The 13,471-nt window shown below is 47.4% G+C and carries 7 protein-coding genes; 1 reads left to right on the plus strand and 6 read right to left on the minus strand.

Going from position 1 to position 13,471, the window contains the following annotated elements; all coding sequences use genetic code 11:
* Window positions 1-3: 3 nt before the first annotated feature.
* The 3 genes from KWJ01_RS12190 to KWJ01_RS12200 all read right to left on the minus strand — a co-directional run bounded on the left by KWJ01_RS12190 (window position 4) and on the right by KWJ01_RS12200 (window position 3,552).
* On the minus strand, window positions 4-1,299 hold the full coding sequence (locus tag KWJ01_RS12190) for an ABC transporter ATP-binding protein (protein WP_224996726.1): 1,296 nt from the start codon (window positions 1,297-1,299) through the stop codon (window positions 4-6).
* Window positions 1,300-1,309: 10 nt separating this feature from the next.
* On the minus strand, window positions 1,310-2,170 hold the full coding sequence (locus tag KWJ01_RS12195; RefSeq protein ID WP_224996727.1) for an ABC transporter permease: 861 nt from the start codon (window positions 2,168-2,170) through the stop codon (window positions 1,310-1,312).
* Between the two features lie 1,037 nt (window positions 2,171-3,207).
* Entirely contained in the window at window positions 3,208-3,552 is a 345-nt protein-coding gene (locus KWJ01_RS12200; protein WP_224996728.1) for a hypothetical protein, read from the minus strand.
* Window positions 3,553-4,121: 569 nt separating this feature from the next.
* On the opposite strand from KWJ01_RS12200, the gene KWJ01_RS12205 reads away from it, so the two are divergent.
* The gene (locus KWJ01_RS12205; protein ID WP_224996729.1) at window positions 4,122-7,607 is read left to right on the plus strand and encodes a ThuA domain-containing protein; all 3,486 of its coding nucleotides are present in this window, start codon (window positions 4,122-4,124) and stop codon (window positions 7,605-7,607) included.
* A 96-nt stretch (window positions 7,608-7,703) separates the two neighbouring features.
* Here the strand turns inward: KWJ01_RS12205 and KWJ01_RS12210 are convergent, their stop codons facing one another.
* From KWJ01_RS12210 to KWJ01_RS12220, 3 genes are all read right to left on the minus strand, one after another.
* Window positions 7,704-8,201 (minus strand): GNAT family N-acetyltransferase, encoded by a 498-nt coding sequence (locus KWJ01_RS12210; RefSeq protein WP_224996730.1) that lies wholly within the window; start codon window positions 8,199-8,201, stop codon window positions 7,704-7,706.
* 229 nt (window positions 8,202-8,430) lie between these two features.
* Window positions 8,431-11,103 (minus strand): bifunctional acetaldehyde-CoA/alcohol dehydrogenase, encoded by a 2,673-nt coding sequence (gene adhE / locus KWJ01_RS12215; RefSeq protein ID WP_224996731.1) that lies wholly within the window; start codon window positions 11,101-11,103, stop codon window positions 8,431-8,433.
* Window positions 11,104-11,407: 304 nt separating this feature from the next.
* Window positions 11,408-13,270, minus strand: coding sequence for a tetratricopeptide repeat protein (locus KWJ01_RS12220; RefSeq protein ID WP_224996732.1), 1,863 nt, complete (start codon window positions 13,268-13,270; stop codon window positions 11,408-11,410).
* Window positions 13,271-13,471: the final 201 nt, after the last annotated feature.

A 13,471-nucleotide genomic window follows, 5' to 3' on the forward strand; every position in this document is an offset into this window, starting at 1 on the left:
GGGCTACCTGCTTTTTTCTGCAAGTGCTATTTTACTGGGTTGTTCTATTTTGAAAGGAAACTTAGGCCGTACAAAGCCCTCCCATTTCCAGAAAGGCTGATGCTCTTCCCGGTAATCCTCTACATCAAACGTAATACATTCTTCATGATAGAAAAGAATATCGGAAACGTCTTTTATAATGATGAGGGAGAAATAATAAGTGCCATCGTTCAGGAAATTACCTGGTATGTGGCACTCGCCTGCAACAATTCCTTTATCGCAGACAGTTGAGTTGGAGACAAGATCGAAGATCAGGTCGCCGGAAGGAGTGAATAAGTGAAGGCCCGTGATCAGGTTTGCATTATCCAGGTTATTCCAGAACTCGAAGCGTATGCTAAAGGGGGTACGGATATCAAGAAGCTTGTTATCGCCTTTCAGTTGCGGAATAAGCTCTATGTGCTTGATGCGAACCATGCTGTTGCCGGGGGCATCCTGCTGGTTATCCCATACCTGTCGCAGGTTGTTAGACCTGGTGCTGCTGGCATATTTATGTACTACATACTGCACATCGCCCATTTCCTGCAGCCTGCCTCTTTGCAGTAAAATAGCTTTGTTGCACAGGTTGTTTACTGCATGCACGTTGTGGCTTACAAAGATAATGGTTCTGCCCTCGGTGCGGGATACATCACGCATTTTGCCCAGGCACTTTTTCTGAAACTCTGCATCGCCTACGGCCAGTACTTCATCCACAATCAGGATGTCGGGCTCCAGGTGGGCTGCCACGGCAAAGGCCAGGCGTACATACATGCCCGAGGAGTAACGCTTTACCGGTGTGTCTATAAAGTTGTCGATGCCGGAGAAGGCAACAATTTCATCAAACTTGCTGCGGATCTCATCTTTTTTCATCCCCAGAATGTAGCCGCTGATGTAGATGTTCTCGCGCCCGGTGAGCTCCTGGTGAAAGCCGGTGCCTACCTCAAGCAGGCTGCTGATCTTCCCTTTGCCCCTTACTACGCCCTGGGTAGGCCGTACAATGCGCGAAAGTATTTTTAGCAGGGTAGATTTGCCTGCACCATTATGGCCTACAATGCCCCATACCTCGCCCTGCTTTACTTCGAAGTTTATATCCTTCAGGGCCCATAAATACTTGGAGTTGTGGTCAGCATCTTCGCCCTCTCCCAGGGTAAAAAACGGATCTTCCTTTCCGCGGATTTTGGTGGTCCAGAAGCGCTGCAGATCCTGCCTTAAGGAACCGGTGCCAATGGTGCCAAGCCGGTAGAACTTCGACAAATCTTCAACCTGTATTACTACGTCGGACATAATCAGCGTTTTAAACTACATCAATTAACTTATCGCCCTGCTTGTTGAATATCATGAAAGATACCAGCAACAGTACCAGGCTAACCACAACACTGTAGGCTAAACCTAATAAATCTACAGTGCCGGAGCCCAGCATGGCATAGCGGAACACCTCGAAAAGAGAGGTAAGCGGATTCCAGAGCACCAGCCAGCGTACATTTTCCGGAATGATAGCCAGGGGATAAATAACCGGGGTAAGGAACATCATCATGCGGATGCCCAGGTGCACCAGGTTGGCCAGATCGCGGTATTTTGCTGTTAGCACCGAAAAGATAAGGCCCAGCGACAGGCCAATGCAGCCAATTAATATAATGGCCAGAGGCACAAATAATATCCAGGCATTGAAGCTGTAAGTTGTATCCTCTACCACCCAATACCACAGCATGGCAAGCAGTAAGAGTAAAAACTGCATGACAAAGCGCATGCAATGGGTGCTAAGCACGGATAGCGGAACTACCAAACGGGGAAAATATACCTTGCTGAAAACCTCTGCATTTTCGCGAAAGGTAAAAGCAGTGCCGCTAAAGCTGTCGCTGAAAAAGCTCCAGAGCACAATGCCCGACAGGTAAAAGAGCACCGGCGGAATACTGCCTGTATCGATGCCCACCAGCTTATCGAACACCATTACATAGGTAATGAGGGTTAAGATGGGCTGAAATAAGATCCAGAGCGGCCCTAAAACTGTTTGCTGGTAGTTCAGCAGGAAATCTCGTCTTACCAGCCTGCCCAGCAGGTTACGATAAGCCCAAAGCTCTTTTGCACTCCAGCCCCACCAGGTGGTTCTGCTGCCAAATTCCCAGTCCCAATGGTCTTTATTGATTTTTTCAGACATGCAGTGGAAAAATCTATCTTCTTTTCAGAGGGTAATCTACAATTATTTTGCAAGTGGGTGCAAATATTACTTAGAATAAGTATATTCCATAGCCAATAACATTAAATAATTCTTAAAAGAGCAGTTCGCTACAGAATTATCCGTTAGCTCCAGGATCATCACAATCCCTGATTACACGGTAATTAAGAAAAAATGTTCTACCAGCCAGGTTTAGTTTTCTCTTCTGAAGATACAAGGATATAATGGTAACTTTTATAAAAAATCTAGGAGCTTGCTAAACTTTGGGAAAGTTATGTTGCATTGTCAATCATAGCTGCAGCTTTGATCAGGGATTCATTGCCAGAAAGAGCAGTATAAAAATCAATATAAAAATTATGGCATATAAAAATCCTATTTCTGCTGGCAGCAGGCCCGGGTAGTGAACCTTTTCTTTAGGCTCATCTTTTGGAGGCAGAAAAAACTCGTATAATTCTTTCCAGTACTTCCTGAAATTCATTTGAGTGTTTGGCTATTGTATTTGGCCAATCCTGCACAATAACTGCCATTAGTTCGGAGGGATCTGGAAGATAGCAGCGTATTAGCTAAACAAGTGCTTTTTATGGCTGCTCTGTGCCCTGCAAAGACCAGATGCTTGTTTATGCCTGTTCCTGCTCTTTAACCAGATTTTCTGATGCGTTTGCTGCGGGATTGTATTTTTAATAAGTCATGGTTTTACCCAGGAGGCAAGAGTGTGGGTTTTACCCGGGGCGGGTACTTTAAAATGCCATTCACGGTGGAGTGGGGCGGTATTTAAACACACATTTTACCATCTTAACCTCTACTTATTAGCTAAACGACTCTTAAAGACCAGCGAAATAGCATTTTAGCCAGCCTACTCTTTTAGTAACTGAGGAAGTGTGATAAAGTTATTTCTGAGAAAGTATCAGAAGTGCAAGAATCATTTAAATGTTAACGCTGTGGATGTAGGGAGTGGGGATCTGTTGATTGATCTCGACAGCAGGTTCAATTCTATCTTACAGCAGGTAAAAGTTCCAGGCTTAGGACTGCTTTTGCAACAGTACATGTTGGCCAGCGCTGAAAAAGATCAGCATGCTGGCAAGCCACATTGTGTAAAGCTCCCAGTGGGGATTGAAAGCCGTTGCAATGGCAGCAAAATACACCACCGCCAGCGACAGCAGCCACACCACAAATACCAGCCTGCTTACCAGTTGCCTGAATCTTAGGGCTTTGCTGGTGAGCGCAAAGCCTGTAAAGCAGTAGGTGGCTGCCACCAGAAAAAGGTTAGTTGTAGTATCTACGTACCCAATGGAAATAGTACACAGGCAGAGAAGGGCTAATACAAAGAGGCCGATTTCAAGAGGAGTGTTCTTTTTTAGCAACATGGCTTTGTTGGGTTAGCGATGATACATCTTAACTTCCGATACAGAAAACCGTAGGGTTCTGAAAAATTAATTTAATGTACAGGTTTTGCCCTTTCTGATTCTGAACTTTATCAGCCTAATTCTTACCTCCATTAGTTTTAGGCTGTAATGTGAGTAGTAAAGGGGGGTATACAGGATCAGTACTAACTAATTGGGGTAAAAAGGCTACTTAATATCTCAATCAGGAGCGGTGGAATTTATGCCGGGATGCCTGCTGGTTGTATGGCAGGAGCTTTTATGTGCCATAGAGTATTTGGCGGACAGTTGCAATCTGGAACATTGTTTTGTTGCCAGGATTTTGTGCTAATTGCACTACGGTAAAAAAAACTATTGCCTGGCAGGCAGCTTTTATGCTTGCTGGCGTTGTAGGATAGGGCTTAAAACCTTATTTTTCCACTTTGTCTTTTCACTGACATATCATCAGGTATGCGTGCACAGACCTGCTGTTTGCATATTTGCAGGCTGCTGTAAAATAGATTGAGCCCCTGTAGTGCTCACAGATAATTGAAAGTTTACAACCGACAAATAATATGAATCTATGTTCCACTGCCGGCAGATGGGTCTGCTGGCTTTTGCTGCTGAGCTTTCAGCTGTTTGGGCTGCTCTCCTGTTCTTCGGAAAAGGAAGAGCCCAGGGTATTGGTATTTTCAAAAACCGGGGGCTTCCGGCACACCTCTATTGAGGCCGGTGTGGCAGCCATTCAAAAACTGGGGCAGGAGCACAATTTTGTAGTTGATACTACTGAAGATGCCTCCAGCATCAGGGAAGAAAACCTGAAAAATTATCATGCTGTAATTTTCCTGAACACCACCGGTGATGTACTGAACCAGCAGCAGCAAAATGATTTTGAGCGCTATATACAGGCGGGAGGAGGCTATGTAGGCATACACGCTGCCGCCGATACTGAGTATGAATGGCCCTGGTATGGCAAACTTGCCGGTGCTTATTTCGAAAGCCATCCCAACAATCCTAACGTGCTGAAGGGCACCTTCAGGGTGCTGGATAAAAACCATCCGGCAACAGCCCCGCTGCCCGATAAATGGGAGCGTGAAGATGAGTTCTACAATTTCAAAGATATGAACACAGACGTGCGCGTGCTGATGGATATCGATGAAAAAAGCTACCAGGGCGGTACCAATGGCGATAACCACCCCATGGCCTGGTACCATGAGTATGATGGTGGCAGGGCTTTCTACACCAGCATAGGCCATACAGATGAAACTTTCTCAGAGCCAATGGCGCTTCAGCACCTGTTGGGCGGCATTCAGTACGCCATGGGAGGAGAGAACGCTAAAAAGCCGGATTACAGCCTGGCCCGCACCAAACGAGTGCCCGATGAAAACCGCTTTACCAAAACAGTGCTGGTAGATAACCTGGATGAGCCCTACGAGCTGGCTGTAATGGAAAGGGGCCGTGTGCTGTTTATTGAGCGCAAGGGCGATGTAAAACTGTATGACCCTGCAACTGAGCAAACTACCGTTGCAGCTCATATACCGGTAAGTACCAAATACCTGCCAAAAGATGGTAAGGAAAAAGAAGCAGAAGATGGCCTGATGGGTCTTGCACTGGACCCTGATTTCAACAAGAACCACTGGGTGTACCTGTATTATTCGCCAGCAGGAGACGAACCCAAAAACATACTTGCGCGCTATGAGCTAAAGGGCAATGAACTGGACCTGGCTAGCAAGAAAGTAATGCTGGAAGTGCCTGTTCAGCGGGCTGAATGCTGCCATACCGGTGGCTCTATTGCTTTTGATGCAAACGGAAACCTGTACCTGTCTACTGGTGATAACACCAACCCATTTGATACAGGCTATGCGCCGGTTGATGAGCGGGAAGGCCGCAGTCCCTGGGATGCACAGAAGAGCTCTGCCAATACAAATGATTTACGGGGCAAGATTCTTCGCATACACCCGGAGCCAGATGGTACTTATACCATTCCGGAAGGAAACTTATTCCCTAAAGGTACGGCTAACACCCGCCCAGAAATCTATACGATGGGTCACCGCAATCCTTTCCGGATTTCAGTAGATAAGAAAACCGGCTTTTTGTACTGGGGAGATGTAGGGCCGGATGCTAACAAAGATTCGCTGGCGGTAGGACCCCGCGGGCACGACGAATTTGGGCAGGCACGAAAGCCAGGCAACTTTGGCTGGCCTCATTTCATTGGCGATAATAAAGCCTACGCCAGAATTGATTTTACCACCAGAACGCCCGGGGCTAAATTTGATCCGGCCAAACCCATAAACAGCTCTCCTAATAATACCGGCTTACAGGAGCTGCCACCGGCTCAGCCAGCCTTTATCTGGTATCCATACGATGAGTCTAAAGAGTTTCCATTAGTAGGCAGTGGCGGCAGAACGGCTATGGCTGGCCCTGTTTTTTATAGTGAACATTTTAAAGGAGCAGCGCGCCCGTTCCCGGATTACTATGAGGGTAAACTGTTTATTTATGAATGGATGCGTGGCTGGATTATGGCTGTTACCATGGATGAAGAAGGCAACCTGCTGAGCATGGAGCCTTTTATGCCAAACAGCAAGTTTAACAACCCTATGGAGATGGAGTTTGGTCCCGAGGGCGATCTGTACATGCTGGATTACGGCGAGGGCTGGTTTCAGCAGAATCCTACAGCAAAGCTGGTTAAAATAGAGTACAATGCCGGTAACCGTAAACCTGATATACAGCTGGCCTCCGATACCAGGGCTGGCTCAGTGCCGCTTACTGTTAAACTTTCCTCTGCCGGTACCAATGACCCGGACCGTGATGAGCTTAAGTACGAATGGAAAGTGACCACACAGGATGGTAAAGTGTATAAAACGCTGGAGGAACCCAACCCAACCCTTACTGTAGATAAACCCGGCGTTTACACTGTTCAACTGCAGGTAACAGATGCACAGGGAGCAACCGCCAGCAGTACCATGGATTTAGTGGCAGGCAATGAGCCACCACAGCTTGCCCTGAATATGCCAACAGGGAATAGTACATTCTACTTTCCAAACCAGTCATTCCAGTACGAGGTATCGGTAACAGATAAGGAAGATGGCAGCCTGGCAAATGGTGGCATTTCTGCAGAAGAGGTTGCTTTTACCATTGATTACATGAAGGAGGGCTACGACAAGATTGCCATAGCACAGGGCCACCGTGGTGCCGACGAAGCCGTTGCTTTTGCCCATGGCAGGAAACTGATGGAGGAAAGCGACTGTAAGGCTTGTCACGCCATTGATAAAGAGTCAATAGGCCCAAGCTATCAGCAGGTAGCACAAAAGTACAAAGGCGATGCAGGCGCTGTTGACCGGTTGGCGAACAAGGTAATCCAGGGCGGTGCCGGTGTTTGGGGAGAAGTGGCCATGTCGGCCCACCCGGGCATAGCGCCTGATGATGCCAAAGAAATCATCAAATATGTGCTTAGTCTGGATGGCTCAAAGAAACCAGCCTCATCTTTACCACTAAAGGGCTCCTTTACAGCCAATGGGCCCGCAAAAGTAGGCGGACAGGGTGTTTATTTAGCACGCATGGCTTATACAGATAAAGGCGCCAGTGGTGTACCCCCAGCAACAGCAGAAAAGGTAGTGCTGCTTCGCCATCCTTTTGTAGCGCCAGCCACGGCCGATCAGCTATCGGCAGGCATCCAGAAGTACAAATTAGAAGAACCCCCGGTGGAGATTGTAATTGTACAGGAAAGCGATTCCTACCTCAGGTTTAACCAGATAGACATGACGGGGATCAGCCAGCTGGATTTCCTGGCCACAGCGCCAAAAGAATATCTTAATGCGGCAGGTGGTAAAATAGAGGTGCGCCTGGGTTCTCCTACCGGTAAACTGGTTGGAGAAAGTGCTGAAATCAAGCAGCAGAGTATGGGTGCGAACAGGACCCCACCGAGGGTGCCTGTAACAATTGCACCAACAGATGGTGTTCAGGACTTGTACTTTGTATTTAAAGGAAGCAAGGGCGAAGGCCAGCAGGGGCTTTTTACCATTAGTGGTATAGAATTTAAGCAGGCCAGGCCAAGATCTTAGGCTGATTTTGATCTTAATAAAAGAGGAGCATTCATTTACCGGATGCTCCTCTTTTTTTATGCTGTTGTTTCCGGAAGGTTTAGCTGCCGGGGCTTATTAAAGCTGCTTATCCATGATGTAGTCTTCCATCAGAAAGCCGTTGCCAATATCAATATCTTCCCTGCCAACTATCTCAAAACCTATTTTTTCATAAAACTGCACAGCCTTGTTGTTCCTGTTTACATTCAGGGTAAGCGTTGGGTTATTGTGCTTCAGGGCAAGCTCCCGGATATAGCCCATCAGCGCTTTACCAACACCCTTGCCATGCGCTGCAGGCAGTACATAGATCTTATGTATTTTGGTTTTGGCCTGTTTCTGATAGTTAGGTTCGTAAGCGGCAAAGCCCAGAAAGGAGTCTTCCTCCCTGGCCAGAATGAAGGTGTGACCTTTCTGGTATACCTGGTTCATTAAAGCAGGCATGCTGTACATCATGTCCAGCATGTATTCAATCTGTTCGGGAGAAAGAATATCGCCAAAGGTGGGGGGCCAGGTTGTAAATGCAATACTCCTGATGGTGGAGAAATGCGTATTGTCTGCTTTGATAATCTCTATCATAGTTCTAATGGAGTGGGCAAATTTAAGGGAGATTTCCAAAATTCTACATGCTTTTTAATGAGGTCGGCCAGGAAGGTGGGGCTGCTGCCATGGGTTCTGTAGGGTGGTTTTTGATGCGTGGCAGTGCTGTTCTTACCAAGGGCAGCTGATAGCCTTTCGGCTGCTGCTACAAAGTAAAGGGGATACTCCAATCGGAGCAACCCCTTTACAGACCTGCCATGAAACTAACTTACCCCACTACAGCTTCATTACTGCTGCTGTGTATGTCTATCTCTTTGGCTTCCCCGGAGGAGGCTTCCCCCAAATCAGTTTTTGCTGACTTTCCTTCAAAAGCATTGATGTATAACTGCTTCAGCTCACTGATGAGCGGGTAGCGCGGGTTAGAGCCGGTGCACTGATCATCAAAGGCCTGCTCTGCCATTTCATCAAGCGTAGCATAAAAGCTAAGGTCAGATACGCCTGCTTCCCGTATGGTTTTAGGGATGCCTACTTTGGCTTTCAGCTCCTCAATGGCCTGGATCAGCAGCTCTATTTTTTCATCGTCGTTGCTGCCGCCCAGGTTCAGGTAATCGGCCACGCGGGCATAGCGCCACTTGGCATTCGGGTATTTATACTGCGGAAAAGCAGTCTGCTTGCGCGGATTATCCACAGCATTAAACCTGATTACTTCGTTAATGAGCAAGCCGTTGGCCAGGCCGTGCGCCAGGTTATGGGTTGCCCCTAATTTATGTGCCAGGGAGTGGCTGATGCCCAGGAATGCATTGGCAAAGGCCATACCGGCAATGGTAGCGGCGTGTGCCATTTTTTCGCGGGCTTTTATGTTGCTGGTGCCTTCGCTGTAAGCTGCAGGCAGGTATTTAAAGATGAGCCTGATGGCCTCCAGGGCCAGTCCGTTGGTATATTCTGAAGCCAGCACCGATACATAAGCTTCCAGGGCATGGGTAAGTGCATCAATACCGCCGGCAGAGGTTAAACTTTTCGGCTTGTTCATCATCAGTTCGGCATCGATAATGGCGATATCGGGTGTTAACTCATAGTCGGCCAGCGGGTATTTAATGCCTGAATGCTCATCGGTAATAACCGCAAAAGGCGTTACCTCGGAGCCAGAGCCAGCCGTAGTGGTAATGGCCACCAGCGATGCTTTTTCACCCATTTTAGGGAAGGTGTATACGCGTTTGCGGATATCCATAAAGCGCATGGCCAGGTCTTCAAAACGCACATCAGGATGCTCGTACAGTACCCACATAATTTTGGCTGCATCCATCGGAGAGCCCCCACCCAGGGCAATGATGGTATCGGGCTGGAAGCTAAGCATTTCTTCGGCGCCTCTTCTGGCAGTGGCCAGCGTTGGGTCGGGGGCTACATCAAAGAAAACTTTGTAGTCTATGCCGATCTCGTCCAGTACCTTTTCAATGATCTCGACAAAGCCCAGGTTGTACAGCACCTTGTCGGTTACAATAAAGGCCCTTTTTTTGCCGAGTGCTTTCAGTTCTCGCAGGGCAACAGGGGTACAGCCGTACTTAAAGTAAATCTTTTCCGGAACCCTGAACCACAGCATGTTTTCTCTACGCTCTGCCACGCTTTTAATATTTAGTAAGTGCTTCACCCCTACGTTTTCAGATACTGAATTGCCACCCCAGCTACCACAGCCCAGGGTAAGGGAAGGGGCCAGCCTGAAGTTGTAGATATCGCCGATGGCACCCTGCGAAGAAGGCATGTTGATAATGGTACGGCCGGTTTTAAGAGCTGCACCAAAGCGGGCTATTCTGTCTGCAGATTTTACCTGGTCGGTATACAGCACTGAGGTGTGGCCAAAGCCACCCAGCTCTACCAGGCGAACGGCTTTGTTCAGGGCATCATCAAAGTTTTTAGCCCGGTACATAGCCAGGAGCGGAGAGAGCTTTTCATGAGAGAATGGCTCTTCCAGCTCCACAGATTCTACTTCGCCTATCAGTATTTTGGTAGCCTCCGGAACAGTAAACCCAGCCAGCTTTGCAATTTTAGCGGCAGACTGCCCCACTATCTCCGAGTTAAGCACGCCGTTTACCAGGATGATCTTTCTGACCTTGTCAAGCTCTTTGCCTTTCAATATATAGGCACCGCGTTCTTCAAATTCCCTCTTCACTTCGGCATAAACCTCGTTCACCACAATCACAGACTGTTCGGAGGCGCAGATCATGCCGTTATCAAAAGTTTTGGAGAGCAGAATAGAGTTAACAGCCATTTTAAGGTGAGCTGTTTCGTCGATAATGGCAGGAGTGTTGCCGGCACCTACGCCAATGGCAGGTTTGCCGGAAGAGTAGGCAGCTTTTACCATGCCCGGTCCGCCGGTAGCCAGGGTAAGGTCGGCCTGCATCATTACAATCCTGGATAGCTCCACAGAGGGCTCGTCGATCCAGCCGATGATGTTTTCGGGGGCACCTGCTTTTACGGCAGCCTCCAGCAGAATTTTAGCGGCGGCTACTGTTGCTCTTTTCGCCCGGGGGTGTGGCGAAAAAATAATACCGTTCCTGGTTTTCAGGGCAATCAGTGCCTTGAAGATAGCGGTAGAGGTAGGGTTGGTGGTGGGTATTATGGCTGCCACAACGCCTATGGGCTCTGCTATTTTGGTAATGCCAAAAGCCTCATCTGTTTCGATGATGCCGCAGGTTTTTTCATCTTTATACTGGTTAAAGATGTATTCAGAAGCAAAGTGGTTTTTGATTACCTTATCTTCTACCAGGCCCATGCCTGTTTCTTCTACGGCAAGCTTGGAAAGTATAATTCTTGCATTATTGGCAGCCATGGCCGCCTGCCGGAAAATTTCATCTACCTGTGCCTGCGAAAAGGTAGAAAACTGCTTTTGTGCCTCTCTTACCTTTGCAAACAATAGGGCCAGTTCTTCTGCATTTGTTGTTTTCATGTTTTCTTCTCCTGCTGATTGCGCCTGCTGGCTTGCGGAGCCTCCCTTGAATTGTAGGTTTAGTTGCCTTTGTTTTATGGCTATAAAGGAAGAAACAAAGGGCTGCTATGCCGATGATAATAATCAAGTAGTGTGGTGATTCTTATCAATTTTAGCAGGCTAAAAAATGGAGGCGCTGGCATCCTGTACTGCTTTGGGTGGGCAGCTTCGGAATGCTCCTTATGCAATGGAAGGCGAAAGGCCGGTTCAGTAAAACAGTGCCTGGTTGCGGGAACAGGCTGCAAATAAAAATGTGCCCGGTGGTTTAAACTTCCAGCGCTACCGGTACAGCCGCTTTTTTTGAAACGGCAGGAACAGTAACAATAAAGGAGGTGTACTCCCCTACATTGCTCACTACTGTAATGGTGCCGCTATTCAGTTCAACAAATTCTTTGCACAGAATAAGACCCAGGCCGGTGCCATTTTCTTTTGCGGTACCCTCTGTGGTGAGGTGTTCGCCTACTTTAAACAGCCTGATCAGGTTTTCTTCCGGTATTCCTATGCCTGTATCTCTTACGGTAATAATGGCCTTATCTTCCCTGGCTTCTGCCAATACTGTTATGGTGCCGCCGCCGGGTGTAAACTTCACAGCATTCGACAGAAGGTTCCGCATCACAAAGTCAAGCATGTTCCTGTCTGCTATTACCTCCAGCCCTTTTTCTGCCTGTGCATTCACCGCTATACTCTTCGCGTCGGCGGCAAGCTTTACCAGTGCGGCATTCTCCTCTACCAACTGGCTAAGTGCAAATTTCTCTGGCTTACAGTGCAGATTACCGGTTTGTGCCATAGACCACTGTAGCAGGTTGTTAAGCAGGTTAGTTAGATTTTTAACAGAACCGTTCAGTTTTGTGGTGAGTTGCACCAGCTCTTCTTTACTTAATTTGTCGGCATTGGTGCTGATCAGTCCCAGCAGGCCAGCGAGTGAATTCATTGGGCTGCGGAGGTCGTGAGAAAGAATAGAGAAAAACTTATCTTTGGTGTTGTTAAGCTGGCGCAATTCTTTTTCGGAGATCTGCAGCCTGGCATTTACTTCCTCCAGGTGGTGGTTCTTTTCTTTTATTTCCTCGTTGTACTGTTCAAGTATTATGTTGGTGCGTTTCTTTTGAATAAACTGGCGGTAGATCAGGAAAAGAAGCGCAAAGGCAAAAACGATCCCGGCAGTGAGGGCATAGGCAAGCAGTTTTTTCTCCTTCAGCTCGGCTTCCTTCAGATCCTGCTCTGCCTTTAACAGAACAATTTCCCTTTGCTGTGCAGCAAAATTATACTTTGCCTCCATCTCGGCTGTTTTAGCAGCGCTTTCTTCATTAACCAGCGAATCTTTGTAGGTTATGTGCTGCTTTAAAAGTGCATGGGCTTTTTTATGTTCTCCTTTGGCTGCGTAGGTTTCAGAGAGGGTGAAAAGGGTTTCGGAGGTTAATAATTTGTAGCCATGCTGCCTGCTTTTTGCAAGGGCTGTATTCAGGTAGTGCAAAGCTTTTTCATACTGTTTATCCCTGTTGTAGGTATCGCCCAGGTTTAAAAGATTATAGCATATCCCTTCTACATCGGTTGTGTCTTTTCTGGCATCCAGGGCCCGGTGCAGGTATTCCAGTGATTTACCGTAATTACCCATAAACCCGTACAGAATTCCTGTATTCTGCAGCGGAACAATGGCCAGCTGCTCTTTGCCAGCATCCAGGTGGGCCTGAATAGACTTCTGGTAGTATTCCAGTGCAAGGTCGTATTCATTCTTCATTCTGTGAATGGCGCCAACATTAGAGTAAAGCTTGCCCAGCAGCTCGTTTTTAGAGCCTGTTGCCAGTTTTAATGCTTTGTGGTAGTATTCCAGGGCTTTGTCGGCATCGCCCTGCCTTTTATAGGCGATCCCTATGTTATTCAGCACTTCACCTGTTTTCAGCTCATCTCTTTGTCCGGTGGGTAGCGCTTCGTAAAGGGCCAGCAGTTTAAAATAGTTATCCAGTGCTTCTTCAAAATTACTTAGGCTCTGCTGATAACCACCCAATATCATGTAGAGCTTCGCCAGCGATTGTGTGTCTTTAAGCGAATCAGCAATGTTGATAGCCTCAGTGGTATGCTGTATGAATAAAGCAGATTTTGTTTTTAAGTCTTTTCTATGCTTGCGGTTCAATTCTATGATCAGATCAACCTTCTCTTTACTTTTTGCCTGCGAGATTTGCTCAAAGAGGCTGTCAGGCCCGATCTGTGCAAAGGAGGAGGAACGAATAAAAAGGTAAAAAAACAGTAGAAATATTACCTTTGAAGTTGCGGGCTTTGTGTTTGTAAGCGCAAGATCTGTTCTTAAACAGCGCTTATGTAAACTGTTGTCTGG

It is taken from the genome of Cesiribacter sp. SM1 (genome assembly GCF_020178975.1).
Lineage (GTDB): Bacteria > Bacteroidota > Bacteroidia > Cytophagales > Cyclobacteriaceae > Cesiribacter.

Bases quoted from the DNA above. Each gene is read 5' to 3' on its own strand.
- KWJ01_RS12190 (WP_224996726.1), bottom strand. From the start codon at position 1,299: ATGTCCGACGTAGTAATACAGGTTGAAGATTTGTCGAAGTTCTACCGG.
- KWJ01_RS12195 (WP_224996727.1), bottom strand. From the start codon at position 2,170: ATGTCTGAAAAAATCAATAAAGACCATTGGGACTGGGAATTTGGCAGC.
- KWJ01_RS12200 (WP_224996728.1), bottom strand. From the start codon at position 3,552: ATGTTGCTAAAAAAGAACACTCCTCTTGAAATCGGCCTCTTTGTATTA.
- KWJ01_RS12205 (WP_224996729.1), top strand. From the start codon at position 4,122: ATGAATCTATGTTCCACTGCCGGCAGATGGGTCTGCTGGCTTTTGCTG.
- KWJ01_RS12210 (WP_224996730.1), bottom strand. From the start codon at position 8,201: ATGATAGAGATTATCAAAGCAGACAATACGCATTTCTCCACCATCAGG.
- adhE (WP_224996731.1), bottom strand. From the start codon at position 11,103: ATGAAAACAACAAATGCAGAAGAACTGGCCCTATTGTTTGCAAAGGTA.